General features: G+C 66.7%; 21 protein-coding genes and 2 pseudogenes. 13 read left to right on the top strand and 10 right to left on the bottom strand.

What is annotated here, in order from left to right; all coding sequences use genetic code 11:
* Window positions 1-18: 18 nt before the first annotated feature.
* The 4 genes from rfbB to FPH17_RS04955 are packed head-to-tail and all read right to left on the bottom strand — an operon-like array spanning window position 19 to window position 5411.
* Window positions 19-999: a dTDP-glucose 4,6-dehydratase gene (gene rfbB, locus FPH17_RS04970; RefSeq protein WP_154878904.1), complete on the bottom strand. Its 981-nt coding sequence runs from the start codon at window positions 997-999 to the stop codon at window positions 19-21.
* Between the two features lie 6 nt (window positions 1000-1005).
* Complete coding sequence (locus FPH17_RS04965) at window positions 1006-2196, bottom strand: hypothetical protein (RefSeq protein WP_154878903.1); 1191 nt, start codon at window positions 2194-2196, stop codon at window positions 1006-1008.
* Complete coding sequence (locus FPH17_RS04960; protein ID WP_154878902.1) at window positions 2193-4265, bottom strand: prolyl oligopeptidase family serine peptidase; 2073 nt, start codon at window positions 4263-4265, stop codon at window positions 2193-2195. Before FPH17_RS04960 ends, FPH17_RS04965 begins: the two co-directional genes overlap by 4 nt.
* Window positions 4266-5411: an alpha/beta hydrolase gene (locus tag FPH17_RS04955; protein WP_154878901.1), complete on the bottom strand. Its 1146-nt coding sequence runs from the start codon at window positions 5409-5411 to the stop codon at window positions 4266-4268.
* A 449-nt stretch (window positions 5412-5860) separates the two neighbouring features.
* Here FPH17_RS04955 and FPH17_RS04950 point away from each other — a divergent pair, with 449 nt between their 5' ends.
* The 3 genes and pseudogenes from FPH17_RS04950 to FPH17_RS04940 all read left to right on the top strand — a co-directional run bounded on the left by FPH17_RS04950 (window position 5861) and on the right by FPH17_RS04940 (window position 8582).
* Window positions 5861-6766 carry a DUF2268 domain-containing putative Zn-dependent protease gene (locus FPH17_RS04950; RefSeq protein WP_238397046.1) on the top strand — a complete coding sequence of 302 codons (906 nt, stop codon included), beginning with the start codon at window positions 5861-5863 and terminating at the stop codon, window positions 6764-6766.
* Window positions 6767-6780: 14 nt separating this feature from the next.
* A pseudogene (locus FPH17_RS12210) lies at window positions 6781-7317 on the top strand (MerR family transcriptional regulator); the annotation flags it as partial.
* A 277-nt stretch (window positions 7318-7594) separates the two neighbouring features.
* Window positions 7595-8582, top strand: a pseudogene (locus tag FPH17_RS04940) (IS481 family transposase).
* On the opposite strand, the gene FPH17_RS04935 reads toward FPH17_RS04940, so the two are convergent.
* Window positions 8579-10219 (bottom strand): alpha/beta hydrolase, encoded by a 1641-nt coding sequence (locus FPH17_RS04935; protein WP_244288067.1) that lies wholly within the window; start codon window positions 10217-10219, stop codon window positions 8579-8581. The pseudogene FPH17_RS04940 and the gene FPH17_RS04935 sit on opposite strands and share 4 nt — an antisense overlap.
* Before the next feature lie 177 nt (window positions 10220-10396).
* Between FPH17_RS04935 and lpdA the strand changes: the two genes are divergently transcribed.
* The 9 genes from lpdA to FPH17_RS04890 all read left to right on the top strand — a co-directional run bounded on the left by lpdA (window position 10397) and on the right by FPH17_RS04890 (window position 19175).
* Window positions 10397-11860, top strand: a complete 1464-nt coding sequence (gene lpdA / locus FPH17_RS04930) for a dihydrolipoyl dehydrogenase (protein ID WP_154878900.1) — start codon at window positions 10397-10399, stop codon at window positions 11858-11860.
* A 389-nt stretch (window positions 11861-12249) separates the two neighbouring features.
* Complete coding sequence (locus tag FPH17_RS04925) at window positions 12250-13023, top strand: succinate dehydrogenase cytochrome b subunit (RefSeq protein WP_154878899.1); 774 nt, start codon at window positions 12250-12252, stop codon at window positions 13021-13023.
* Window positions 13024-13047: 24 nt separating this feature from the next.
* Window positions 13048-15141, top strand: a complete 2094-nt coding sequence (locus FPH17_RS04920) for a fumarate reductase/succinate dehydrogenase flavoprotein subunit (protein ID WP_154878898.1) — start codon at window positions 13048-13050, stop codon at window positions 15139-15141.
* Window positions 15141-15890 (top strand): succinate dehydrogenase/fumarate reductase iron-sulfur subunit, encoded by a 750-nt coding sequence (locus tag FPH17_RS04915; protein WP_154878897.1) that lies wholly within the window; start codon window positions 15141-15143, stop codon window positions 15888-15890. Before FPH17_RS04920 ends, FPH17_RS04915 begins: the two co-directional genes overlap by 1 nt.
* Window positions 15891-15945: 55 nt before the next feature.
* Window positions 15946-16317 carry a hypothetical protein gene (locus tag FPH17_RS04910; RefSeq protein ID WP_154878896.1) on the top strand — a complete coding sequence of 124 codons (372 nt, stop codon included), beginning with the start codon at window positions 15946-15948 and terminating at the stop codon, window positions 16315-16317.
* A 123-nt stretch (window positions 16318-16440) separates the two neighbouring features.
* Window positions 16441-17718: a DUF445 domain-containing protein gene (locus tag FPH17_RS04905; RefSeq protein ID WP_154878895.1), complete on the top strand. Its 1278-nt coding sequence runs from the start codon at window positions 16441-16443 to the stop codon at window positions 17716-17718.
* A gap of 44 nt (window positions 17719-17762) precedes the next feature.
* Complete coding sequence (locus tag FPH17_RS04900; protein ID WP_154878894.1) at window positions 17763-18308, top strand: CGLAU_01105 family protein; 546 nt, start codon at window positions 17763-17765, stop codon at window positions 18306-18308.
* Window positions 18309-18311: 3 nt separating this feature from the next.
* Window positions 18312-18632, top strand: coding sequence for a DUF2516 family protein (locus FPH17_RS04895; protein WP_233125689.1), 321 nt, complete (start codon window positions 18312-18314; stop codon window positions 18630-18632).
* Between the two features lie 6 nt (window positions 18633-18638).
* Window positions 18639-19175 (top strand): hypothetical protein, encoded by a 537-nt coding sequence (locus FPH17_RS04890; protein ID WP_154878893.1) that lies wholly within the window; start codon window positions 18639-18641, stop codon window positions 19173-19175.
* Here FPH17_RS04890 and FPH17_RS04885 read toward each other — a convergent pair.
* Genes FPH17_RS04885 through FPH17_RS12100 form a run of 3 tightly spaced genes read right to left on the bottom strand, consistent with a single transcriptional unit; the run spans window position 19172 to window position 21270 of the window.
* Entirely contained in the window at window positions 19172-19957 is a 786-nt protein-coding gene (locus tag FPH17_RS04885) for an LmeA family phospholipid-binding protein (protein WP_154878892.1), read from the bottom strand. The two genes, FPH17_RS04890 and FPH17_RS04885, sit on opposite strands and share 4 nt — an antisense overlap.
* Window positions 19958-19962: 5 nt before the next feature.
* The gene (locus FPH17_RS04880; protein ID WP_154878891.1) at window positions 19963-20778 is read right to left on the bottom strand and encodes a class I SAM-dependent methyltransferase; all 816 of its coding nucleotides are present in this window, start codon (window positions 20776-20778) and stop codon (window positions 19963-19965) included.
* Window positions 20779-21270, bottom strand: a complete 492-nt coding sequence (locus FPH17_RS12100; RefSeq protein ID WP_154878890.1) for a DUF2505 domain-containing protein — start codon at window positions 21268-21270, stop codon at window positions 20779-20781.
* Between FPH17_RS12100 and FPH17_RS04870 the strand changes: the two genes are divergently transcribed.
* A complete protein-coding gene (locus FPH17_RS04870; RefSeq protein WP_154879142.1) occupies window positions 21232-22329 on the top strand; it encodes a UDP-N-acetylmuramate dehydrogenase in 1098 nt (365 codons plus the stop codon). The genes FPH17_RS12100 and FPH17_RS04870 overlap by 39 nt on opposite strands.
* Here the strand turns inward: FPH17_RS04870 and FPH17_RS04865 are convergent.
* Together FPH17_RS04865 and FPH17_RS04860 are read right to left on the bottom strand one after the other, a co-directional pair.
* Window positions 22322-24073, bottom strand: coding sequence for a long-chain-fatty-acid--CoA ligase (locus FPH17_RS04865; RefSeq protein WP_154878889.1), 1752 nt, complete (start codon window positions 24071-24073; stop codon window positions 22322-22324). The two genes, FPH17_RS04870 and FPH17_RS04865, sit on opposite strands and share 8 nt — an antisense overlap.
* A gap of 10 nt (window positions 24074-24083) precedes the next feature.
* Window positions 24084-25898, bottom strand: a complete 1815-nt coding sequence (locus tag FPH17_RS04860) for a long-chain-fatty-acid--CoA ligase (RefSeq protein ID WP_095546985.1) — start codon at window positions 25896-25898, stop codon at window positions 24084-24086.
* Window positions 25899-25922 lie beyond the last annotated feature (24 nt).

Below are 25922 nucleotides of genomic sequence, written 5' to 3'. Positions count from 1 at the left end.
CGCCAGTCTAGAGCCCGCCTACTGGCCGCGTGCCGCGTAGCCCGCCTCGACAGCGTCCTTGCCCGCGGCCCACCAGGACTCGTGGTCGCGGTACCAGGCAATCGTCTGCTCCAGGCCCGCGCGCAGATCCGTGTAGCGCGGCTGCCAGCCCAGCTCCCGGCGCAGCTTCGTCGCGTCCATGGTGTAGCGCTGGTCGTGGCCGGGGCGGTCCGCGACGTGCTCGTAGGTGCCGCCCATCAGCTCGCAGATGTCCTCGATGACCTGCTTGTTGGTCACGTGCGCGCCGCCGGCCCCGATGTTGTAGGTCTGGCCCAGCTCGCCGCGCTCCAGGATGGTGAGCACCGCGTCGTTGTGGTCGTCCACGTGGATCCAGTCGCGCACCTGCGCGCCCGTTCCGTACAGTTTCGCGGGCTCGCCGCGCAGCAGGTTGGTGATTTGCCGGGGGATGAACTTCTCCACGTGCTGGTAGGGGCCGTAATTGTTAGAGCAGTTGGAGATGGTCGCCGGGATGCCAAAGGAGCGGACCCACGCGCGCACCAGGTGGTCCGATCCCGCCTTCGTCGCCGAGTAGGGCGAGGACGGGTTGTACGGCGTTGTCTCAGTGAAGGCGTCCGTGCCGCCGAGGGCGAGGTCGCCGAAGACCTCGTCGGTGGAAATGTGGTGCAGCCGCGCGCCGTGCTCGCGCACCGCCTCGAGCAGCGTGTACGTGCCCACCAGGTTGGTCTGGATGAACGCCGAGGGGTCGCGCAGCGAGTTGTCGTTGTGCGATTCCGCCGCGAAGTGCACCACGGTGTCGGCGCGAGCGACGAGGCGGTTGACCAGTGGGGCGTCGGCGACGTCGCCACGCACGAGCTCCACGTCGCACCCGGCGAGGCTGTCCCGATTGCCCGCGTAGGTGAGCTTGTCCAGTACCACAATCTTGTCCACCCTGCTGAGCGCCATGCGCACGAAGTTGGACCCGATGAACCCGGCACCGCCGGTGACCAGCATTGTTCCCATAGGGAACTACCTTAGCGCGCGCCGCAGCCCCGCCACATGCACCAGCGCGCCAGCCAGGGGGCCTGCGAAGAGGGCAATGCTTATCGACGCCACTGTGCCCCCACCCTCAGCACCCACCGGCGCCGCGAACAAAATCCCAAACGCCACCGCCGTGGCCGTGAGCCACCCGGCGACGTACCAGCCGTGACGCTCCAGGGCGAGCACCGCAACACCGGTGATCATGAGCGCGCCCATGAACGCGGACGCGAAGGTGAGCACGCCCAGCGACACCCCGCCCATCGCGTACTCCGGCGAGAACGCGACGCGCAGGATGAGCGGGCCGACTGCCCACGCGGCGACGAACCCCACCGCGCCGAGCCCCAAGACCGCGCCAATCGGCATGGCCAGCGCCGCGTAGATCCGGTCGCGGTGCTCCACAAACCGGACCACCAGGGCCGACTGGAAGCGCTGCAGCGGCACGAGCACGGGCGCCCTGGTGAGGATCACGGCGTTGATCACCGCCGCAACCGGCGCGCCGGGAAACGCCGCGTTGATCACGGCGGGGAAGCCGGTGATCAATGCCGCCGACGCCCCGGAGGCCACCATAGCGGTGACCATGCGGCGCACGAACAGGCCGCGGTCCACGTCCACCGGCACCTGCAGGTGCTCCCGGCGCAGCAGGGTGAGCCAGCTCGCCGCGCCGATCACGGTGATGAGCAGGAAGACCGGCAGGTCCCACCCGGCGGCCCACGCCACTACGGCGAGGGCCAGGCGCACGCCCGAGTCCAGGGCGAAGAGGGCGGCGTAGCGGTCCCACAGGTGCGAGCCGGACAGGACGCCCGCCAGTACCGCCTGGAACACGTAGCTGATCAGGCCGATGGTGAGCAGGGCGGTAGCGGTGCCCGGGGACTGCGGTACGACGGTGCCCATGAGCAGGGCACCGCCGACCGCCACGACAACGAGGACCACCGCCGCGAGCCGGGCACCGATGCGCCACGGGTTGGCCGCGCCCCGCTTGCCGGTCTCGGCGGCGGAGGCGACGGCGCGGGTGGTTTCGTGCGTGATGCCGTCGACAAGCCCGGCACCCGCGAAGAAGACGCTCCAGAACGCGGCGAAGTAGCGGTAGCCCGTCTCCGGGTCCAGGGCGCGGGCGGCGACCCAGAGCACGACGAAGCCGCTGATGGCCGCGAAGATGGTGGCCAGCGTCAGGTTCTTCACTGCGTGCGCTCCACCGTGGTTGCGTCGCCGATCTGGCGCTCGAGCTGGGTGTAGAGCCAGGTATAAATCATGGCCTCCACGCGCGCTACCTGCTCGTTGTCGGCTGCGCCCGCGTGCCCGCCGACGGTGTTTTCAAAGTAGTCGACCGGCTGGCCGGCTTCCCACAGCGCGAGCGCGAAGGTGCGCGCGTGGGCGGGGTGGACGCGGTCATCACGGGTGGACGTGGTCACCAGGGCCGGCGGGTAGGCGGGGGCGCTGGCCACGTTGTGCAGCGGCGACCACGTCTCAATGAAGGTGCGCTCGGCCGGGTCGTCCGGATCCCCGTACTCCGCCATCCACGACGCGCCGGCGGACAGCGTGTGGTAGCGCAGCATATCCGTGAGCGGGACCTGTATCACGGCGGCGCCGAAGCGGTCCGGGTACTGGGTGAGCGCACCGGAGGTGAGCAACCCGCCATTGGAGCCGCCGCGGATGGCAATGCGCTCGGGCGTGGCGTAGCCGCGCGCGACGATGTCTTCCAGCACGGCGCGGTGGTCCTCCCACACCTTGTGGCGGTTTGCCTTCACGGCCTGCGAGTGCCAGCGGGGGCCGAACTCGCCGCCGCCGCGCAGGTTGGGCTGCACGGAGAAGTAGCCCTTGGACAGCCAGGCGATGCCGCGCACGTTGGAAAACGACGGCGTGAGCGAGACCTCAAAGCCGCCGTAGCCGCCCACCAGCGTCGGGCGCGGGCCACGCGAGAAGTCGCCGGTGATGTAGTAGGGGATCCGGGTGCCGTCGGCGGAGGTCGCCCAGTGCTGGCGGGTTTCCAGCCCCGCGGTGTCAAAGAGGGCGGGGGCGTGTTTGGCCGCGTTGGGGTGATCGGGCGCGGTGGCGTCGAGAAGCGAAAGCGTGCTCGGCGTGGTGAAGCTGGAGGTGTTGAGCCATACCTCATCGCCGTCGAGCGGGCTGGTGGCCACGATGTGCGCAGCCGAGGCCGGCGGGAGCGGGACGTCCGTGCGCTCCCAGGTGCCGAGGGCGATGCGCTCGATGCGGGTGGACACGTTGTCGAGCGTGGTGACGAAGACGTAGTTGGCGGTCAGCGAGAGGTCTTCAACCGCGCCCGAGCCGGACAGGACGCGGAAGTCGCGCTCGCCCGCGAGGAAGCGCTCCAGGTCGGTGACGGCGAGCGCGCCGGCCGGGATTGTTTCGCTTGCTGGCTGGTAGTCGGTGCGTGGGATGATGAACAGCCACTGCTTGTAGGGCACCGCGCTGCAGTCCAGCGGTAGGCCCAGTTCGTGGCCGTCGACCCAGGTCCGGGACGTGTAGAAATCCAGGGCGCGGGTGATCACGGTGCGCTCGTAGTCGGGAGTGGGGTCGTAGGAGGCGCCGACGGCGACGTCGCTCGCCTCGCCGCGGAAGATCTCCTCCGCCTGCGTGAGCGGTGTACCGCGGTGCCAGCGGCGAACCTGCGCGGGGTAGCCGGAGTGGGTGAGCGAGTCCTCGCCCAGGTCCGTGCCCACCAGGAGCGTGTTGCGGTCGACCCAGCTCACATCGGTCTTGGCCTCGTCAATGCGGAAACCGTCGGCGACAAAGGCGCGGGTGTGCAGGTCAAACTCGCGGATGGTCACCGCATCGGCGCCGCCGCGTGACAAGCGCAGCAGCGCCCGGTCCTGCGTCAGCGGCAGCACGGTCGCACCCTTCCACACCCAGTCCTCGCCCTCTGCGCGGGCAAGCGTATCCACACTCACCAGTTCCTCCCACTCCGTGACCGGAGCCAGGAACTCTGGCAAGGTGGTGCGGCGCCACACGCCGCGGGGGCGCGAGGCGTCGCGCCAGAAGTTGTAGAGGAAATCGCCGCGGCGCAGCACGTAGGGGATGCGGGCGTCGGTGTCCAGGGCGGCGCGGATGTCGCCGCGCAGTTGCGCCGCCGCCTCCGCTCGCGGGCTATCAGGCCCGGTCAGTGAGGCCTCGGTGTCCGCGGACCACGCGTTGGCCCACGCCAGCGCCTCATCGCCGGTGATCTGGTTGAGCAGCGCCGGGTCGATCGCTCTGCTGCGGGGCTGGTTGCTCTGTTTGCTCTGCGGATGCATCTACATCCCAAACGCAGGGGCGATGGTGGTGAACCATGCCTGCTGGATGTCGTCCTGCCAGTACCCCCAGGAGTGCGTGCCCGCGTTGCGGAACTCGTAGTGCGCCGGGATGTTCAGCCCGTCGAGCTTTGCGCGCAGGTCGTGGTTGCACTGGTTGATGGCGGCCTCGATCGCGCCACCCTCGACCTGCAGCGTGGTGGCGGCGACGCCCGCCGCGATCTCCGGCACGCCGGCCTCGCCCACCAGGTAGCTGACCTGGTCCTTCCGGCCAGCCAGGCCGGTGGAGGAGGAGATGTAGAGCTTCGTGCCGCGCAGGCGCTCGGCGTTGGCCAGCCCGTCGTTCCACACGTTGTTCGGGCTGCCCATCGGGCCCCACATCTGCTCCGGGGTAATCTCCTGGTAGTTCGGGATGTTCGCCGCGCGGTTGATGGTCACACGCCCGTAGTTGTAGCCGTGCGGGGAGGCGGTGGCGGCGCAGCCGGAGAACGAGGCGGCGGCGTCGTAAAAGCCCGGGCGGTGCTCCGGCAGCACGAGCGCGCTCGTGCCGGACATGGAAAAGCCGACGATGGCGCGGCGGTTGTCCGCGTTGAGCGTGCGCTCCATCGGGCCGGGCAGCTCCTGGGTGAGGAACGTCTCCCACTTCTGCGGCCCGCGGACGTAGCGCCCCTGCGGGTTTTGGTCTACCCAGTCGGTGTAGTACGAGAACGCGCCCGCCTGCGGGATGACCACGTTGACGCCCTTGCCCGCAAAGAACTCGCGGGTGGTAAAGGATTTCAACCAATCCTGGTCCTGCTCCGCGCCGCCTGCGCCGTTGAGCAGGTAAATGATCGGTGCGTTGGGCACGCGCTGCCCGGCGGCATTGGTTGCCGGGATCACCGCGACCGGGATGTCACGCCGCATGGAAGGCGAGTACACCTGGTACGACAGCACGTTCTTGTGGTCTACCTGCTGAGTCCACGACTGCGGGCGGTTCGTGTTCAGCGCCAGCGGCGGGTTGGACCGCGCGTCCCACGCCTTCACGGTGCCCACCGGGGTCTGCCCCGCGACCTGGGCGGCGGTGTCGGTGGCAGCGTCCGCCGCCGGAGTCATTCCGCAGGCCAGAGCGATTGTCGACGCCGCGGCAACCACGGCTCCCTTCAAGTTCATCAGTCCAGCATTCCTTTTCCAGGTTGTCTTGGGAGTAACAGAGAGAAGCGGGAGTGCCCACTGTTTCAGATATTGCCGAGTGCTCATCTTACGTTACTCATGGGGCAATTGAGGTTACAGTGTGCGACAATAGGCCGCACAGTTTGTAACAGCGGTGACAGAAAACGAGGTTTTTCACATGAACGGATTGGAAACCATCCAGGTCCAGATCAACGAGGCGCTTGGCCAGATCCTCAACTTTGGCTCGTCGACCTCCTCCACCATCGCCTACGGCCTGGGGCTGTTCTAAGCCGCACGGTTGTGGCCCAATAGCTTGAGGGCTGGCTTGCACTCGGTGCAAGCCAGCCCTCAAATCGTTTCCGGCGGGCGACTAGTTGTACTGACCGGACACGTTGATCGACGGTCAGGAGCTTGACCTTGACGCAGCGTCAATGTTTAGTGTCGCGAGCATGACAGTGACGATGATTGATAGTGCCGCTGGGATGCGGGCGATGGTGAGCAGTTCTCCGGAGCAGTGGAAGGACGCAGCTCGCAGACTGTGGGAGCCGATGGCGGGGATGTACTTCTTCATTCCCGGTGGACCTGATCTGGCCGCGGTTCACAGCCAGAACTTCGGTTTCGGACCCTCCGTAGCGGCAGACAAGATCCTCGGCGCGGTCGACGCTTTGGAACGCGCCGATGCTTGGGGCCGTGTCGAGCGAGCGCTCGAAACGGGGCTGCGGGAGCTGAGTGCCGCCGATCCGACTGTGGCGATGCCTGACCTGAAGGTGTTGCTCATGCTCGGGGATCCCACCAACAAGCACTTCATGGATGAGATCCGCGGCCTGTCGGCCTTCGGTGGGATCAGCGGGTACATCGCCATCACGATCTGGCCCACCTACGAGGTTCTGGCGCGATTGGAGGGCATCGCCCTGCACGAGCTCCACCACAATGTGCGGTATTCGCCAGGACATGTGGTGTGGAACCCGCAGACGGTGACGGTTGGTGAGCACGTGGTGGCTGAGGGTCTCGCGGACCTGTTCGCCGCCGACATGGTGGGCGAGCAGGGATTCACGCACTTCGTCAGCGACCAGACCCGTACCAGTGACGAGGTGCTGCGCCGCGTTGTGGAGGGCTTGGACGTGACTGGCATGCAGGATTTCGCGGCTTGGGTGTTGGGCGATCCGAGCGCTCGCCTGTTCGGCGCGACACCGGTCGGGCTGCCCACCGGCGCTGGTTACGCTGCTGGGGCTCGCATCGTGTCCGCCTTTCTGGAGGCCACAGGACAGTCACCCGCCAGGGCTGTGGCCACGCCCGCCTCCGAGATCCTGGCCGTGGCACTGCCACAGTTGGGTCTGACAATGCCTGCCCGCTGACGAGAGAGGCCGAGATGGTGGAGTCGACCGTCCAAGAACTCGCTGACCGCGCCGGCATCAGCGCCAGGACATTGCGTCACTATCATCAGATCGGCCTGCTCGTCCCGGACCGTATCGGCGCGAACGGCTACCGCTACTACGGACCCGTCGCCGTGGCACGACTGCAACGCAGCCTGCTCCTGCGTGAAGCTGGCCTGGCTTTGAGTGCGATCAGCGAAGCACTGGCAAGTGACGCGAACCCAGGAGACGAGATCACCGCCCTCGAGGCGCACCTGACATACCTCGAGCACGAGCGGGAAGCACTGGGACGTCGTATCGCGTCCGTCGAGCACACAGTGGCGATGAGACGCGAGGGGCGCCAGCCGCGGATGGACATGATGCTCGAAGGCTTCAACGACCGCTACGAGGCTGAGGTGACCCAACGATGGAAACGCGTGGTCTTCGAGCAGTCTAACCGGTGGTGGCATGCCAAGAGCCTCACCCAGCAGCGCCAGTTCCAAGCCGATGCCGAGCGACTCTTGGCGCGGTGGGGCGAACTTCACCAGTCGGGTGTCTCCCCATTCGGCGACCCGGCCCAACAGTACGCAGCCGCCCACGCCGCCTGGTTCGCCCCAGATCCCCGGGACGCCCGGGCATGCCGGCGACCTGGACAAGACCCGCGCCATGCTCATCGGCATGGCCAACGTCTATGCCACCAACCTAGACTTCCATCCCGCTTTCGGTGGTGCCAAAGCCGCCGGCTTCGCCGCCCAAGCGCTGCGCCACTACGCCCAGAGCTACTGACAAGAACCCTTCGGGATGGTCGCTGCACCCGAAGGGAATGCCGCCATGACTCATGCGAATGCAGCACTTACTCCACGTCACCGCCTCAAGGTTGCCCAGCTCGTGGTTGACGAGAGCTGGCCTGTCAGCGAGGTCGCCGCCCGATTCCAGGTCTCCTGGCCCACCGTGAAGCGCTGGGCCGACCGCTACCGCGCAGGCCAGCCCATGCAGGACCGCTCCTCACGCCCGCACCACTCACCGAACAAGACGATCCAAGCGACGACGAAGCGCTGCATCCAACTACGCCTGCGCCTCCGAGAAGGCCCAATCCAGTTGGCCTGTCTGCTCGGGATCGCGCCGTCAACGGTTCACCGCATCCTGTCCGACTCGCACCTCAACCGCCTGACGCATGTCGATCGTGCCACCGGCGACCCCGTCCGCCGCTACGAACACGACCACCCCGGCATCATGCTCCACGTCGACGTGAAGAAGCTCGGCAACATCCCCCGACGGCGGAGGCTGGCGCTACGTCGGCCGTCGCCAAGGCGAGAAGAACCGAGCCGCCACCCCCGACAAACCCAGGAACAAGTACCGGGACCCGTTGATGGGCAAGGCCTACGTCCACACCGTCATCGACGACCACTCCCGCGTCGCCTATGCCGAGATCCACGACGACGAAACCGCAAGCACCGCTACGGCGGTCCTGGTCCGAGCCGTCGAATGGTTCAACGCCCGCGGCGTCACCGTTGAAAGGGTCCTGTCCGACAACGGCGGCACCTACCGCTCACACCTGTGGCGAGACACCTGCGCCGAGCTCGGGATCACGCACAAGCGCACGCGGCCCTACCGGCCGCAGACCAACGGCAAGATCGAGAGATTCCACCGGACCCTGGCTGATGGTTGGGCCTATGCCCGCTGCTACTCCTCCGAAGCCGAGCGTCGCGGCGAACTCGAGGGCTGGCTGCACTACTACAACCAGCATCGGCCCCACACGGCCTGCGGGAACCAGCCACCTTTCTCACGATTGATCAACGTGTCCGGTCAGTACAACTAGGTGGCGTCGGCCGTGGTGGTCTCCGTCGGTGCTGCGGTTTCCGTTGCCTCATCCGTCGCGGTGGCGTCGGCGGACTCGGAAGACTCAGCGGCAGTGGTCGTTTCAGTCGGCTCAGTTGAGGTCGGTGCGGTCAGCTCGGTCGGCTTCTCGGGGGCCGCCGGGGTGTCCTTCTCGGTCGTGGTCTCCGGCTCGTCCGGGAGCAGCGCCGGGCGGATTACGGTTGCCCAAGACTCGCGCATGTCCTCCAGCCAGGACGGCCAGGAGTGGGTGCCGGTCGCGCGGAAGTTGTAGTGCGCCGGGATGCCCTTGGCGTCCAGCTTGGCGCGCAGGTCGTGGGTGCAGGCGTTCATCGCGCCCTCGATCACGCCGCCCTCGACCAGGAGGGTGAGGTGGTTAGAAAAGGCGCGGCTGGATTCCAGGTTGCGCTGGTTCTTCAGGTAGCCGATGGTGTCGGTCTCGCTGACCAGGCCGGTGCCGCTGGAAATGTACAGGTCAGTTCCCTTGAGGTATTCCGCCATGACGAGCGCGTCGTTGTAGCGGTTGTACTCGGAGCCCATCGGGCCCCACAGCTGATCCGGGGTCAGGCCGCCGCCGCGATTCACCGTCAGGCCGACGAAGAACCAGGGGAGCGGGCGGGAGGTCGCGGCGCAGCCGGAGAAGGAGCCCACCGCCTTGTAGAAGCCCGGGTTGTGCTCCGCGAGCAGGAGCGAGGAGGTGGCGGACATAGAGAAACCGGAGACCGCGCGGCGGTCGTTGGTGGTGTCCATGTACGGCTCGATGGACTGTGGCAGCTCCTTGGCCAGGAAGGTGGACCACAGCTGCTTGCCGTTCATGTAGCGGTTCTTGTCCGGCTCGGTGAGCCAGTCCACGTAGTAGGAGAAGGCGCCCTCCATCGGGATGACCACGTTGACGGGCTCGTGGCCCAGGGTGCGGTCGAGGGTGCCGCCGGCTTGGGCGATCCAGTCCGTGTCCTGCTCGGAGCCGCCGGCGCCGTTGAGCAGGTAGTAGGTCGGCGCGTCTTTGATGTAGTTGCCCTGGTCGTCGGTCGCGCGGATGATCGCGACCGGGATGTCGCGCTCCATGGAGGGGGAGTAGACCTCGACGGCCTCGCCGCCGTCGAAAAGCTTGATCTTGTCCACCCACTCCTGCGTGCCGCCGGTGGCGGCGGGCAGGGAGCGGGTGAGCGGCTTGACGGTACCCGCGGAGGTGGCGCGTTCCTCCTGCATGTTGTTCAACTTGTCGGGGTCGGTTTCGGGGCCGGACAGGACATCGTCGATAAGCGCGCCGACCTCGCCCTCGTCCCCGGTCGGGTTGGAAGCGCCGCCGCCGTTGGCGTCGGTGAGCTCGCTGTCGGATTCCTTAGCGTCCGGCTCGGCGTCCGAAGTCGGCTCGCTCGGCGCAGAAGACGCAGAAGACGCAGAAGATTCAGAGGAATCAGTGGTCTCTGTCGGCGCAGTAGATTCGGTAGATTCCGTCGTCTCCGGCACGGTCGCGGAGGTGGTGGACTGTGCGGCGGCGATCTGCGCGGGCTGGGTGCCCTCCTCGCTGTCGGCGCTGAGATGGATACCTGCCGGGACTGCGGCTGCGGCGACGGCAACTGCGGCGACGGCGGCGAGTGCAGGGCGCGTGAACTTCACGGTGGCTCGCTTTCCTAGTTAGCTGTGTAAACGGTGTGAACAAACGGGAGGGCTCGTCGTTGCTTCCGTATATATTGCCAGACGGCCGTCACGTTACAGGAGTGAAACCGGAGTACAGGCTGTTTCGGGGTGCTCGGTACCCACATTCGGGCGCTGTACGGCACTCGCGGAAGCGCGATGTGGGGGAATGCATACCCAAAGTTGGGGAATGCACGTATCCTGTGTGGCGTGAGTAAAGAACATTTTGACGTTGTTGTCCTCGGCGCGGGCCCCGGTGGGTACGTTGCCGCCATCCGTGCAGCTCAGCTGGGTAAGAAGGTTGCAGTTGTAGAGAAGCAGTACTGGGGCGGTGTCTGCCTCAACGTGGGCTGCATCCCGTCCAAGGCGTTGATTAAGAACGCCGAGGTTGCAGAGATTTTCAACCACGATGCCAAGACGTTCGGCATTAAGGGTGACGTGGAGTTCGATTACTCGGACGCCCACAAGCGCTCCCGCCAGGTCTCGAAGAAGATCGTTGGTGGCGTGCACTACCTGATGAAGAAGAACAAGATCGCCGAGATTAACGGCCTCGGTTCCTTCACCGACGCGAACACGATCGAGATCACCGAGGGTGACGACAAGGGTAAGACCGTCACCTTCGACGACTGCATTATCGCCACCGGCTCCGTCGTGCGCACGCTCCCGGGCATCGAGCTGTCCGAGAACGTCGTCTCCTACGAGGAGCAGATCCTCAACCCCGAGGCCCCGAAGAAGATGGTCATCGTGGGCGCCGGCGCGATCGGCATGGAGTTCGCCTACGTGCTGTCCAACTACGGCGTCGACGTGACGGTTGTGGAGTACATGGACCGCGTCCTGCCCAACGAGGACAAGGACGTGTCCAAGGAGATTGCGAAGAAGTACAAGAAGCTCGGCGTGAAGCTGCTGACCGGCCACGCCACCACCGCTGTGCGCGACAACGGCTCCGAGGTGGAGGTGGACATTCAGAAGAATGGCACCGACAAGACTGAGACGCTCACCGTGGATCGCGTGATGATCTCCGTCGGCTTTGCCCCGCGCACCGAGGGCTACGGCCTGGAGAACACGGGTGTCGAGCTGACCGAGCGTGGCGCCATTGCTATCGACGACCGCATGCGCACCAACGTCGAGCACATCTACGCCATCGGCGACGTCACCGCGAAGCTGCAGCTTGCCCACGTCGCGGAGGCTCAGGGCATCATCGCCGCGGAGACGATCGCGGACGCGGAGACCCTCGAGATCGAGGACTACATGATGACCCCGCGCGCGACCTTCTGTAACCCGCAGGTTGCGTCCATGGGTTACACCGAGGAACAGGCGAAGGAGAAGTGGCCGGACCGCGACATCAAGGTTGCGACCTTCCCGTTCTCCGCAAACGGCAAGGCTGTCGGCCTGGCCGAGACCGCCGGCTTTGGCAAGCTCATCGCCGATGCCGAGTTCGGCGAGATCCTCGGCGCGCACCTGGTCGGCCCGCACGTCTCCGAGCTTCTGCCGGAGATCACCCTGGCCCAGCGCTTCGACCTCACCGCCGGTGAGATCGCCCGCAGCATCCACATCCACCCGACGCTGTCCGAGGTGCTCAAGGAAGTTGCCCACGGCGTCGAAGGGCACATGATCAACCTGTAGGCAGTTGCTTGTCGACGCCACCGTCGACCCACCCCAAGCGCCCCGGTTATCGCCGGGGCGCTTTTTGCGTGCCATGGGGGCGTCGAAAAGCGAAGGCTCAACCTGGAGTTGAAACAAAGGGCGAACTTACCAACGAAAGGTTGACACATTAAGGGGTGCGGGCAGGGGGATTATGAACAAAATGCGGAGAGAGTGTGCAAGGTCACAAATTACCGTAGGGTGGGCTGGGAACGTTGAAAGTTGCTGGGAGCGGGCGCGCTCCGGGGGTCGGGCGAGAAAGGTACTCCCATTATTCGAGGTGGGAGGGGGTGTGGGGGCGCGAAAGTGGCGCGAATAAATAGGTGGGGTGCCTAAAGGTTGCCTACAGTAGTAGCGACACTGGAGGTGCCATGACTGTACAAAACGCAGACCGTGAAGCCATTCGTCACGGTAAAATCACTGAAAAGCCGCTGCGCGAGCGGCCGTCCTACCCAACGTGGGCTTTGAAGCTGACCATGGCCGTCACCGGCCTCATTTTCGGTCTTTTTGTGCTCGGCCACATGGTGGGCAACCTGAAGATCTTTATGCCGCTCCACGCCAACGGGCAAGCGCCGATTGATGAATACGGCCGCTTCCTGCGCGAGATCGGCGAGCCGCTGCTCCCGCACGAGGGCTTCCTCTGGATCGCCCGCATCGTGCTGCTCGTCTGCCTGGTGCTGCACGTCTGGGGCGCGTTCACGCTGAGGGCGCGCTCGTCCCAGTCGCGCGGCAAGTTCAAGCGCACGGGCCTGATGGGCGGCTGGCAGTCCACCGCGACCCGCTGGATGCTCATCACCGGCGTGATCTTGCTGCTCTTCGTCATCTTCCACCTGTTGGATCTGACCACGGGCCAGGTCGTCGCCTCGGACCAATTCGTCCACGGCGAGGTGCGCAACAACATGCTCGCCACCTTCGCACCGGGCCGCTGGTGGGTCACCCTGATCTACGTTGTGGCCAACCTCGCGCTGCTGATGCACCTGACCCACGGCATCTACCTCGCTGTTTCCGACCTCGGTTGGCTCGGCGAGCGCGGCCGTGGCCTGATGGTCCTGCTGGCGTACGTCCTCCCGTTCATCGTGGTCATCGGCAACGTCGTGATGCCGATTGCCATCGCGTGCGGCTTCGTCCCCGACTTTTCCCGGTAACGGCTGATAGAGGAGAAACACACTATGACTACCGCATACAACCCCAATAAGGGTGCTCAGGGCGGCGCAGCCGACACCACCGCTACCGGCGCAGTGGGCGCCCAGGGTGCCGCCGGCCAGGAGACGTCCGGCGGCTTCCGCCAGCCCGAGTCCGCCGCTCCCGGCGTGACCCCGGGACACATTCTGGACGCCGCGGAGCCCAACCGCGACGAGGTCCGCATGAAGGACATGTGGGGCTACCAGAAGGACCACATGAACCTGGTCTCCCCGCTGAACCGCCGCAAGTTCACCGTCCTCGTGGTGGGCACCGGCCTGTCCGGCGGCGCTGCCGCCGCGGCGCTGGGCGAGCTGGGCTACAACGTGAAGGCCTTCACCTACCACGACGCACCGCGTCGTGCGCACTCCATCGCCGCGCAGGGTGGCGTGAACTCCGCCCGCGGCAAGAAGGTGGACAACGACAGCGCGTACCGCCACACCAAGGACACCGTCAAGGGCGGCGACTACCGCTGCCGCGAGTCCGACTGCTGGCGCCTGGCCATCGAGTCCGTCCGCGTCATCGACCACATGAACGCCATCGGCGCCCCGTTCGCCCGCGAGTACGGCGGCACCCTGGCCACCCGCTCCTTCGGTGGCGTGCAGGTCTCCCGCACCTACTACACCCGTGGCCAAACAGGCCAGCAGCTGCAGCTGTCCACCGCGTCGGCGCTGCAGCGCCAGATCCACCTGGGCAACGTGGAGATCTTCACCCACAACGACCTGATGGACCTGGTCATCACGGAAAAGGATGGCAAGAAGCACTGCGAGGGCATTGTCACCCGCAACCTGATCACCGGCGAGATCGTGCCGTTCACCGGCCACGCCGTGATCCTGGCCACCGGCGGTTACGGCAACGTCTACCACAAGACGACGCTGGCCAAGAACTCCAACTCCTCCGCCATGATGCGCGCGTACGAGCGCGGCGCGTACCTCGCCTCCCCTGCATTCATCCAGTTCCACCCGACGGGCCTTCCGGTCAACGCGAAGTGGCAGGCGAAAACGACGCTGATGTCCGAGTCGCTGCGTAACGACGGCCGCATCTGGACCCCGAAGGAAAAGGGCGACGACCGCGACCCGAAGGACATCCCGGAGGAGGAGCGCGACTACTTCCTCGAGCGCCGCTACCCCGCGTTTGGCAACCTGGTGCCGCGCGACGTGGCCTCCCGCGCCATCTCTCAGCAGCTCAACGCCGGCTACGGCGTTGGCCCGCTGCACAACTCCGCGTACCTGGACTTCACCGACGCCATCGAGCGCCTCGGCGAGGACACCATCCGCGAGCGCTACTCCAACCTGTTCGAGATGTACGAGGATTCCATCGGCGATGACCCGTACAAGGTCCCGATGCGCATCGCCCCGACCGTCCACTTCACCATGGGTGGCCTGTGGACCGACTTCAACGAGATGACCTCCATCGACGGCCTCTTCGCCGCCGGCGAGTGCTCCTGGACCTACCACGGCGCGAACCGCCTGGGTGCGAACTCGCTGCTCTCCGCGTCCGTGGACGGCTGGTTCACCCTCCCGTTCACCGTGCCGAACTACCTGGCCAACCACCTCGGCGAGGAGGTGCTGCCGGAGGACGCGCCGGAGGTCACCGAGGCTGTCAACCGCGCCAAGGACACCATCGAGCAGATCATGTCCGTTAACGGCACCGAACCGCACGGCCCGGAGTTCTACCACGAGCAGCTCGGCGACATCCTCTACGAGCACTGCGGCGTGTCCCGCACGGTCGAGGGCTTGACGGAAGGCATCCAGAAGATCCGCGCGCTTCGCGACGATTTCCGTGCCAACATCTCCATCCCGGGTTCCCCGAACGAGATGAACCAGACCCTCGAGGCCGCACTGCGCCTGGCCGACTACATCAACCTCGGCGAGCTCATGTGCATCGACGCCCTGGACCGCGACGAGTCCTGCGGTGCGCACTACCGCATGGACCACCTCACCGAGGACGGCGAGGCAGAGCGAGACGACGAGAACTGGTGCTTCGTCTCCGCGTGGGAGCCGGCCGGCGAGGGCGAGTTCATCCGCCACGCAGAACCCCTGTACTTTGATTCGATCCCGCTGATGACAAGGAACTACAAGTAATGAAACTGACACTTGAGATCTGGCGTCAGGCCGGACCCGACACTGAAGGGCACTTCGAGACCATCCAGGTGGACGACGCCGTCGAGCAGATGTCCATCCTGGAGCTCCTCGACCACGTGAACAACAACCTGGTCGAGGAAGGCAAGGAGCCGTTCGTCTTCGCCTCCGACTGCCGCGAGGGCATCTGCGGCACCTGTGGTCTGAACGTGAACGGCCGCCCGCACGGCGCGGACACCAACACCACCGCCTGCCTGCAGCGCCTGTACAACTACAAGGACGGCGACACCCTGAAGATTGAGCCGTTCCGCTCCGGCGCGTTCCCGGTGATCAAGGACCTCGCCGTGGACCGCTCCGCGCTGGACCGCGTGATGCAGCAGGGTGGCTACGTCTCCATCAACGCCGGTACCGCACCGGACGCCGACACCCTCGCCGTGAACCACCATGACGCGGAGACCGCGCTGGACTACGCGGCCTGCATCGGCTGCGGCGCCTGCGTCGCCGCTTGCCCGAACGGTGCTGCGCACCTGTTCACCGGCGCGAAGCTCAAGCACTTGAAGCTGCTGCCGCTGGGCAAGCAGGAGCGCAGCCGCCGCGCCCGCAACATGGTCGACGAGCTGGAGACCAACTTTGGCCACTGCTCGCTCTACGGCGAGTGCGCGGACGTCTGCCCGGCGGGTATCCCGCTGGACGCGGTCGGTGCGATCAACGCCGAGCGCGCACGTGCAGCCTTCCGTGGTGGCGACGACTAGGCCGCCGTATACTATCTACCGAGTATTTGAAGCAGGACGAGAGAAAAGAGTCATCATGGCTTCCGAGCACGCAGTTGCAGACATCAGCAGCGAGTCTTTCCCGGCGTACAAGTCGGCACTCGCGGACACCTACATCGAGGGCTACGACCCGGTTTCCCTGGGCGCTCCGCACTCCTCGCTGAACCGATTCTCCACCTGGATCGCGATGGCCCTGATCCTGGCGTCCCTCTCCGGCTTCGGCTTCGCCGTCTGGGGCGGCTCCGCCATGATTGCCGGCTTCGGCGCACAGGAGACTGACCACAGCCAGATCCTGCTCATCCTCGGCCTGATCGTCGTCGCCGCCACCCTGATCCTCGGCGCGATCCTGATCGCCGTAGGCCGCAAGGACTACAAGGCGTACAGCAAGGCCACCGGCCGCGTGAACTAGCGCCGCACGCCCTGCGCCACTTCCCCCGACTGCGGAATTTTCCCGCGGGCGGGGGATTTTTGGTGCACGGGGGCGTCGCTAAGCAACTCGAACTGCGCGGGTCCGGGCTGCCATAATCAAGGTATGTCTCAGCACGCGATGATGCCCGCGCCCTCGAACGAGGCAGAGCGGCGGCGGATCCTCCGGAATTACAAGATCTTTGTCACGAGCCTGCTCGGGCTCATGGCGGTGATCTTCCTGTCCTGCTCGTGGTGGCAGTCGCACGGCGCGCCCGCCTGGGTGGGCTATGTGCGCGCCGCGGCGGAAGCCGGCATGGTGGGCGGGCTGGCGGACTGGTTCGCCGTCACCGCGCTGTTCCGCTATCCCATGGGCCTGCCGATCCCGCACACGGCGATCATCCCCAACAAGAAAGACCAGGTCGCCGACGCGCTCAGCGAGTTCGTCAGCGAAAACTTCCTCAACGCCCGCACCATTACTCAGAAAGTAATGGAGGCGAACCTGCCGCAGCGCGTCGGCACGTGGCTCACCCGCCCCGCCAGCGCCGAACGGGTCAGCCAGGAAGTCGGCGACTTTACGGTCCGCGTCGTGCGCGGCATCGATCCTGCCGACGCAGAGGCATTCATCAACACCCAGCTCATCGACCGCCTCGCCGAGCCCACGTGGGGCCCGCCCGTCGGCCGCGCGCTCGAAGGCTTCATCGCCGACGGCAAAGCGGAGCCCATTGTGGAGGACATCCTCGCCTGGTCGCGCGCGAAGCTGGACGGGATGGAGCAGAGCATCGTCACGCTTATCGACGACCGCATGCCCCGCTGGGCACCGAAATTTGCCAAGGACCTGGTGGGGGAGAAGGTGTACACCGAGCTGGTGAAATTCATGGCGGAGGTGGACCGCGACCCGAACCACGAGGCGCGCCGCGCCATCCGCCGGCAGCTGTCCCAGTTCGCGCAGGACCTGCAGTTTGATAGCCAGATGATTACTCGCGTCGAGGCGCTCAAGGGCGACGTGATGGGCTCCACTGCCGTCACCTCCGCGGCCGGCAGCATGTGGGCACAGCTCGCGGACACGATCGTAGCCAACGCCACCGACCCGGAGAGCATGCTGCGCCGCAAGGTGGCGGACGCCGCCGCGGAGTGGGGCGGGAAGCTGGCGAACGACCCGGAGGTGCGAGCGTCGGCGGAGCAGAAGCTGGAAAAGGTGGTGCACTTCGCCGCCGAGAACGGCGCCGACCAGATCGTGGGCATCATCGCGGAGACCATCCAGCGCTGGGACGGGGCGGAGGCCTCGGACAAGATCGAGCTCATGGTGGGCAAGGATCTGCAGTTCATCCGTCTCAACGGCACGATCGTGGGTGCACTCGCCGGGCTGGTTATTTACACTGTGTCTCAACTGCTCTTCTACTAGCTCACGCAACCACCATCCAGCAAGACACTGAAAGGTTTTCTGACATGGCTGACAAATCCTTCGACTCCGCATCCACCTCCTCCGAGTCCGGCGACCTGAGCGCCAGCCTGCGCGACGCGGGCCAGGCAATCGTTGCCGCCGGCTCCTCCCTCGGCGCGATGATCAGCAAGCACGCCGGCAAGTACACGGAGGACCTGCCGGAGAAGCTGAAGTCCGCTACCGCCAGCGCCCGCGAGCGGCTGGAGCAGGCCGATAGCGAGGGCGAGATCCGCGCGGCGGCCTCCAACTTCGTCGCTGAGGCAGAGAAGCAGTTTAAGGCGTTTCAGCAGCGCGACCTGGAGTTCTCCGACGACGTGAAGGGGGCGCTGCAGAAGGCCGTGGATGACGCGCGCGGCCTGTTCAACGAGAAGATCGGTGAGCTGCGCGGTGGCGGTGCCGGCACCGCCACGGGCCAAGGCGCGGACAGCGTGCTCGATGATGTGCGCGAGCGCCTCGAGTCCCTGTTTGCCCGTGTGCAGGAGCAGTTTGGCGGCGCGAGCCAGCGCCCCGATATTATCGATGGCGAAATTGTCGCCGACGAGGATAAGTAACGTATGACCCCGACTCTTGCGAACCTGAGCACCGTCACGATCATCATGAGCATCCCGACGATGCTCAGCGCCCTCTTCTTCTTCGCGGTGGCGATCGCGGGCTTCGCTGGGGTGTACTTTGCGCTGTCCACCCGCGCGGATGCGTTTGATGCGGCGGACCGGCAGAACAAGAACACGTGGGCGCTCATCCTGGGTGGCTCCGCCCTGGTCTGCCTGCTCCACCTGCCGTTCATCATGTGGTTCGGCGCGGTGGCGATCGGCGTGTACTGGCTGGACGTGAAGCCCCAGCTGGATAACATTCTGCGCGGCAACTACGGGTACTAGCGGCGCATGAACGACTACGAGTGGCTGGCCACCCGCCGGGGCACGTTCCTGGCCGGTGGCCCGTTTGCTGCCCCGGATGACCGGGGGAGCGCGGGCCTTGTCGTCGAGCCGACCCAGATTCCGCAGGTGCTCCGCCGCAGTCTTCCCGCCATCGCCGTCGTGGGCTGGCCCACCGGCCGCCACCACAGCGTGATCAAGGCGGCGGAGGCGCGCCTGGCCGCCGAGTCGGGCGCCGACGAGATCTGGCTCGCGCTCGACCCCGATGCCGAGCAGGGCGCCGCGCTTGCCGACGCCATCGCGGTCCACCAGTCACTCACCGTCCCAGTGGGCATCGTCTGCCCCGCAGGCGCAACGGATACCGCGCTGCGGGTCGCGGAGCAGCTCGGCGCGTCCTGCCTGGCTGTCCCGGCCTCCGCCGGGGTGACCGACACGCCTGTCGACGTCGCCGTCTACGGCGCCGATCCGGGCGAGGAGGCCGCGATCACGTGGCTGGAAGCCGGCGCGACCCGGGTCTTCGCCCGCTCCGGAGCACAGTCGGACTAGGCTGCGGCGCCGTACTGGCCCTGCGCGTTCTGCATCTCCGCAAAGTTCACGTTCTCACCGGTCATGGTGACGCGCACGCCGCCGGGCACGACGCTGAACTCCTGGATGTTCATGCCGCCGGCGCTCTGTTCCTCCATGCCCTGGCTCATGGCGTCGCTCAGCGCGCTCGCGGCCTCCTCGGGCAGGTCCATGCCGAACAGCTGGGTGCCGGTGGCCTCGAAGCGCATCTGGCCCTGCTCGGTGATGGGCTTGAGGTCCAGCGCGGCCACCCCGCCGGTGAACTCGATGTGGACGGTGCCGGCGTCGGGGTCGGTGCTCACGTCGGAGACGTTGATCACGCCGCTGAGGAAGGAGTCCTCGCCCATCTGCTGCTGCAGCTGCTGGTTGAGCATCGCGCGGATGAGGTCATTGGTGAGCTCGGTGTCCACGCGGAAGGACTCAGCGACGGGGTCGCCGGAGTCGTAGCGGATGTTGTCCATGACGATGTGCGAGGCGGGGTCGCCGGTCACCTGGTCGCCGTTGACCACCAAGGTGGACGGGGTGTCCAGGTCGATGTGGGGGAGCTTGCCAGACACCAGGCCGAAGATCACCGGTTGCGGGCCGAAAGAGACATCGGGCTCCGCGTCGTCACCGCCGCCCTGGGCGGACGAGGTCTCGGCGTTCTTGTTGAACTCCGAGGTGATCTGGTTTGCCATGAACATGCGGATCCCGCCCTCGGCGATAAGGAGCAGGACAAGCAGCACGGCAAGGATGCCAACGATGACTTTCCATGCGGTTTTCATGCGGCCTAGTCTACGGCAGGGGCCACTGCCGCCCAGTCCACGGTGAGGACGTTGTCGCGCAGGGGGCGCCGCACCGGGTGGATGGGCCACCCCTTGACAACGAGCTCCTTGCGGGCCTCGCGCCAGCGCACGCGGGGCCCGTAGGGGTCGAAGGGTGCGGCGTGGGCGTAGGCCGCGTTGGCGTCGGTAAGCAGCGCGTGGATCTTCTCGCCCGGCACATTGCGGTGGATGAGGGCCTTGGGCAGGCGCTCGGCCACGGCACCCGGTTCGGCGACGTCGAAAGGGTCCCAGGCGAGGGTGAGGGAGCGGGGGCCGGTGGCGTCGAGCAGCACCCAGGTGGCGCGGCGACCGATCTCGTCGCAGGTACCTTCGATGAACATGCCGCCGGGGGCGAGGCGCTCGCAGACGGTGCGCCAGGCTTCAGCAACCTCGGCGACGTCGTATTGGCGCAGCACGTTGAAGGCGCGCACGAGGTGGGGGCGGTAGCCGGCGAGCTCGAATCCGCCGAGCTCGAAGCGCACGCCGTCGCGCGGCGGCAGCACCCGGTCGGGGTGGATTTCCAGGCCCACGACCTGGGTGGAGGGGTTGACGCGCCGCAGCCAGCGGGACCACTCGACGGTGGTGGTGTGCGAGGCGCCATAGCCCACGTCCAGCGCGAGCGGTTCCGCGGCGCCGCGTAACAGGGAGCGGATCGCGGGGTTGTAAAAGGCCCAGCGATCACAACGGCGCAGGCGGTTATACCCGGTGGTACCGCGGGTGATCACACCGTACGGTTTGCCGGGGCCGGCCTGCGCCCTGAGGTTGTGATGGTGCGGGGAGATTTACAGGTTCTCCGCGATCCACTGCTCGGTGAGCTTGGCTTCGTTCTCCACGATCTCCTCGAGCGCCTCGGCCACCTTCGGCTCGAGCGCGGCGCCCATGAACGGGATGTCAACCTTCGCCTCGTTGTCGTAGGCCAGGGTAGTGGTGTCGCCCTCGCCGGTCATGGTGATCTCGCCGGAGAAGTCGACCGGGGTGCCCTTCACGTCGCCGGTGAAGGTGTGCTTGGCGGTGGTGCCGTCGAGCTTGCCGATGTTGACCACGCGCTTGAGCTTGAGGTCCTGGCTGATCATGGCCTGCGCCGCCTCGGGCAGGATGGACTTGGGCAGCACCTCAAACAGGGTGGCGGTCTCACCGGTGAACTCGTGCAGCTGGCCCGGCTCCGGGGAGAGCTTCTCCGCGATGAACTCCCAGTACGCCTGGGTGGCGTAGGCTTCGGCGACCTTCTCGGCCGGCTGGTTGATGGTGACGGTGGTTTCACTACGTGCAGTCATGCCCAACAGACTACCGTTGGTGGGGTGTCTGATTCATCTTTCGCCTCCCTGACCACGCTGCGCGTCGGCGGCACCCCCGCTGACCTGATCCGTTGCACCACTGCCGAGGAGCTCGCGGCCACCGTCGCGCGCCTGGACGCCGCGGGCACGCCACTGCTGGTCGTGGGTGGCGGCTCGAACCTGCTCGTCGCCGAGGGGAAGTTGGACCTCGTTGCGGTCGTCGCGGCAAACGAGGGCATCACGCTTGTCGACGCCCCCTCGTCCCCCTCCTCCCGCACCACCCTGCGCATCGGCGCGGGCACGGTGTGGGACGACGTGGTCGCCTACGCGGTTGAGCGCGGCCTGGGCGGTATCGAGGCGCTTTCCGGGATCCCGGGCTCCGCGGGCGCCACCCCGGTGCAAAACGTTGGTGCGTACGGCGCGGAGATTGCCGAGGTGCTCACCCGCGTGCGCCTGTGGAACCGTGAGACCAACACCGACGAGTGGGTGCCCGCAAGCGACCTGGACCTGGCGTACCGGTACTCCAACCTGAAGTTCACGCATCGCGCGGTCGTGCTCGAGCTGGAGATCGAGCTGGAGCGCCGCGAGCTCTCCGCCCCGCTGCGCCACCTGGGCGGCGAGCAGGTCCCGCTGGCGCAGGCGCGCGCCTCGGTGCTGGCCACGCGCCGGAAGAAGGGCATGGTGCTGGACCCGGCGGACCATGACACGTGGTCGGCCGGCTCCTTCTTCACCAACCCCGTCGTGGACCCGTCGGTTGCGGACACGATCGAGCGCGAGGTCGGTGAGGAGGGCATGCCGCGCTTCCCGCAGCCGGACGGCAAGGAGAAGCTGTCGGCGGCCTGGCTCATCGAGCGCGCCGGGTTCCCGCGCGGATTCCCGGGCGAGGAGGCGCCGGCCCGCTTGTCCACGAAGCACACGCTCGCCCTCACAAACCGCGGCCAGGCGACCGCGGACGATATTGCGGAGTTGGCACGGCGGGTGCAGCGTGGCGTCGAGAAGCGCTTTGGCGTGGCGCTGGTGCCCGAGCCTGTGTGGGTCGGGCTCCCACCGCTTAGCTGAGCATGTTGAGCAGGTCGTCGCGTACCTCGCGGCGGCGGATCTTGCCCATCTGATCGCGCGCGAGCTCCTCAAAGTGGTAGAAGGTGCGCGGCACCTTGTAGCGGGTGAGGTTCTCGCGGGCGAAGTCCTTGAGCCCCTCCGGGTCGAGCGCGGCGCCGTCGCGCAGCGTGACGCAAGCGACGACGTCCTCGGAGCCGTCCTCGCGGGGGCGGCCCACCACTGCCACGTCGATCACGTCGCGGTGCTTGCGCATGACCTCCTCGACCTCGGCCGGGTAGACGTTAAAGCCGCCGGTGATGATGAGCTCCTTGATGCGGGAGACGAGCTTGATAAAGCCGTCTTCCTCCATCACGCCCATGTCGCCGGTGCGGAACCAACCGTTGTGGAAGGCCTTCTCGGTGGCTTCCTCGTTGTTGAAGTAGCCGCCGAAGACCTGCGGGCCCTTCACCAGGATCTCGCCCGGCTCGCCGAAGGGCATGTCCTCGTCCAGGTTGTCCTCGTTGGCGATGCGAATCTGCGTATCCGGGAAGGGGAAGCCGATGTAGCCAGGGCGGCGGTCCGCGGACTGGGGGTTGCCCACGATGATCGGGGAGGTCTCGGTCAGGCCGTACCCCTCGACGAGGTAGCCGCCGGTGAGCGACTCCCACTCCTCGATGACCTCGACGGGCAGCGAGGATGCGCCAGAGAAGCCGACCTGCACCTTGGACATGTCGACGTGCTTTTCGCGGGCCGTCTTCACAATGCGCTCGAAGACGGTGGGCACGCCCGGAATGAATGTCGGCGGGCGCTTCTTCAGGGCGTTCATGATCAGGTTCATCTTCGGCGCCGGCAGCAGGTTGAGCTCGCTGCCCACCAGCATCATGAGGGTGAGGGAGAAGGTGAGGCCGTAGGCGTGGAAGAAGGGGAGGGTGGCCAGCATGCGCTGGCCCGGCTCTTGCAGCTCCTTGACCCAGGCGCGGCCCTGCACCGTGTTGGCGTGCAGGTTGGCGTGCGAGAGCACCGCGCCCTTCGGCGCGCCGGTGGTGCCGGAGGTGTAGAGGATCACGGCCGGCGAGTCCGGGGTGAGTGCCTCCGGGATGTCAATGTCCGCGCCCTCGCCGCCGATGGCGGAGCCGGTGAGCGCCTCGAAGGGGACGGTGTTGGTGCACGGACCGGTGAGCTGTGCGCGCGCCTCGCGCACCTTGGGCAGTGGGATGCGCAGCGCCAGGCGCGTCTTGCGCGGCATCGCGCGCGTCATGTCCACGCTGATCACCGTCTCCAGCGGCGTGTCCGGGCGAAGCTTCTCCAGCGTGTCCGCGGTCTTGTCCCACACGATGGCGATGCGCGCGCCGTGGTCGGCGAACTGCGGGCGCAGCTCGTTGGCGGTGTAGAGCGGGTTGTGCTCAACGACGACCGCGCCAAGCAGCTGCACCGCGTAGAAGGCGACGATGTGCTGCGGGCAGTTGGGCAGCATGATGGCCACGCGGTCGCCCTCGCGCACGCCGAAGGCTTTGAGCCCGGCGGCGGCGCGGCGGACGTCGCGGTCCAGCTCCGCGAAGGTGAGCGTGCGGCCGAAGAAGGTGGCCGCCGGCTTGTTCGCGTTTTTCTCCAGGTTCTGCAGGTACATCTCCGGCAGGGTCGTGGTGCCGTATTCCAGGGAGTGGTCGGTCCACTCCGGGTAGTACTGCAGCCAGGGCTTTTCCTGGTTCGGGTCAAAGGCGGAACCGGAGTTGCCGGCGGCGGAGGTATGCACTGTGGAAGACATGCCCCACACCTTACGCTTCCGTAGCTTTCTCTACCGTAGCGGGCGATGTGGGGCTTCTGTGAACTTCTGCGCCTCGTTGCTGCCTCGTTGCTGCCCGATATGCGCCGTCCTCTTCCAACATCCGGATGAGCGTGCGCTGCACGTCCCGGCGCCGGATCTTGCCGGTCTGGTCTCGGTCCAACTCTTCGAAGTGGTAGAAGGTGCGCGGCACCTTGTACCGGGTGAGGCGCTCGCGCGCGAACTTTTTCAGCCCCTCCGGGTCGAGCGCCGCGCCGTCGCGAAGGGTGACGCAGGCGACGACGTCCTCGGATCCGTCCGCGCGGGGCCGGCCCACCGCGGCGATGTCGGTGACGTCCGGGTGCTGCCGGATCGCCTGTTCGACCTCGTCGGGGTAGACGTTGAAGCCGCCGGTGATAATGAGCTCCTTGATGCGCGCGACCAGCTTGATCCACCCGTCCGGCTCCATCACGGCCATGTCGCCGGTGCGGAACCAGTCCAGGTAGAAGGTCTTCTCGGTGGCCTCGGGGTTGTTGAGGTAGCCGGAGAACACCTGGGGGCCGCGCGCGAGGAGCTCGCCGGGCTCGCCGTCCGGCACGGTCTCCGCCGGGTTATCCGGGTTGGCAATGCGGATCTCCGTGTTGGGGAAGGGGAGGCCGATGTAGCCGGGGCGACGGGTGCCGTCGAGCGTGTTGCCCGCCAGGATTGGCGAGGTCTCCGTGAGTCCGTAGCCCTCGATGAGCCGGCCGCCGGTGGCCTGCTCCCACCGTTCGATGGTGTGGGCCGGGAGGGTGGACGCGCCGGAGATGGAGGTGTGGATAGAGGAGAGGTCCGCGTGGGATTCGACGGCCCAGTCAATGATCCGGTCGTACAGGGTGGGCACGCCCGGCAGGACGGTGGGCCGCGTCTTCAGGATGGCCTTCTGGTACAGCTCCGGCTTGGGCGCCGGCAGCAGCACCATCTGCGCGCCGCAGGTGAGCGGCAGCGCGTAATTCAGCGTAAGGCCGTAGACGTGGAACATGGGCAGGATGCCCAGCACTTTTTCCTCTACCGCGCCCCAGTTTTCCAGCCAGGACACGCCCGCGGTGAGCACGGAAGTGATGTTGCGGTGGGTGAGCGGCACGCCCTTCGGCGCGCCGGTCGTGCCCGAGGTGTACAGGATCACCGCCGGGTCGTCGGCGCTGATCGGCGGCTCGCCGGCCGGTACCCCGCCGCGGCTGGCAACGTGCGCGCCGCCGCGCCCCTCCAGGAGGTCCTTCATATCGATCGTGCCGGGCGCCGGGCCGGTGAGCTGCGCGCGCTTGTCTCGGATTGGGCCGACTGGCACGGAGAGCGCGGCGCGCGTGGCCCAGGGCATCTCGTCGATCATGTTCACGGAGACGACGGTCTCAAGCGGGGTGTCTTCGGTGAGTGTGGTGAAGGTGTCCGCCTGCTTGTCAAAGACGATGGCCACCTTCGCCCCGTGGTCAATGAACTGGTCGCGCAGCTCGTAGGCGGTGTAGAGCGGGTTGTGTTCCACCACGGTTGCGCCCAGCCGTAGTACGGCGGTCAGCGCCACGACGTGCTGCGGGCAGTTCGGCAGCGCGAGCGCGACGCGGTCGCCGCGGCGCACGCCGAGCCCGGCAAGCGCGTTGGCCAGCCGGGTGACCTTCTCGTTGAGCTGCGCGTACGTCAGTGCCTTGCCCATGAACCACGTGGCGTCGCGCTGCGGGGTGGCGGCCACGTTGGCATTGAACATGCTGACCAGGGTGTCGCTGCCCAGCCTAGGGTGCGGGTCCGTCCACTCCGCGTACTGCTGGATCCAGGCCTTCTCGTCGGATGCGCTCACCGTCACTCCTTAGTTATAGTGAAA

Source organism: Corynebacterium gottingense (genome assembly GCF_007559235.1).
Lineage (GTDB): Bacteria > Actinomycetota > Actinomycetes > Mycobacteriales > Mycobacteriaceae > Corynebacterium > Corynebacterium gottingense.
This window is presented reverse-complemented; position numbering and strand designations above follow the sequence as displayed.

Coding starts and splice junctions, on each gene's coding strand:
- rfbB (WP_154878904.1), bottom strand. CDS start 999: ATGGGAACAATGCTGGTCACCGGCGGTGCCGGGTTCATCGGGTCCAAC.
- FPH17_RS04960 (WP_154878902.1), bottom strand. CDS start 4,265: ATGCATCCGCAGAGCAAACAGAGCAACCAGCCCCGCAGCAGAGCGATC.
- FPH17_RS04955 (WP_154878901.1), bottom strand. CDS start 5,411: ATGAACTTGAAGGGAGCCGTGGTTGCCGCGGCGTCGACAATCGCTCTG.
- FPH17_RS04950 (WP_238397046.1), top strand. CDS start 5,861: ATGACAGTGACGATGATTGATAGTGCCGCTGGGATGCGGGCGATGGTG.
- lpdA (WP_154878900.1), top strand. CDS start 10,397: ATGTGGGGGAATGCATACCCAAAGTTGGGGAATGCACGTATCCTGTGT.
- FPH17_RS04925 (WP_154878899.1), top strand. CDS start 12,250: ATGACTGTACAAAACGCAGACCGTGAAGCCATTCGTCACGGTAAAATC.
- FPH17_RS04920 (WP_154878898.1), top strand. CDS start 13,048: ATGACTACCGCATACAACCCCAATAAGGGTGCTCAGGGCGGCGCAGCC.
- FPH17_RS04915 (WP_154878897.1), top strand. CDS start 15,141: ATGAAACTGACACTTGAGATCTGGCGTCAGGCCGGACCCGACACTGAA.
- FPH17_RS04910 (WP_154878896.1), top strand. CDS start 15,946: ATGGCTTCCGAGCACGCAGTTGCAGACATCAGCAGCGAGTCTTTCCCG.
- FPH17_RS04905 (WP_154878895.1), top strand. CDS start 16,441: ATGTCTCAGCACGCGATGATGCCCGCGCCCTCGAACGAGGCAGAGCGG.
- FPH17_RS04900 (WP_154878894.1), top strand. CDS start 17,763: ATGGCTGACAAATCCTTCGACTCCGCATCCACCTCCTCCGAGTCCGGC.
- FPH17_RS04895 (WP_233125689.1), top strand. CDS start 18,312: ATGACCCCGACTCTTGCGAACCTGAGCACCGTCACGATCATCATGAGC.
- FPH17_RS04890 (WP_154878893.1), top strand. CDS start 18,639: ATGAACGACTACGAGTGGCTGGCCACCCGCCGGGGCACGTTCCTGGCC.
- FPH17_RS04885 (WP_154878892.1), bottom strand. CDS start 19,957: ATGAAAACCGCATGGAAAGTCATCGTTGGCATCCTTGCCGTGCTGCTT.
- FPH17_RS12100 (WP_154878890.1), bottom strand. CDS start 21,270: ATGACTGCACGTAGTGAAACCACCGTCACCATCAACCAGCCGGCCGAG.
- FPH17_RS04865 (WP_154878889.1), bottom strand. CDS start 24,073: ATGTCTTCCACAGTGCATACCTCCGCCGCCGGCAACTCCGGTTCCGCC.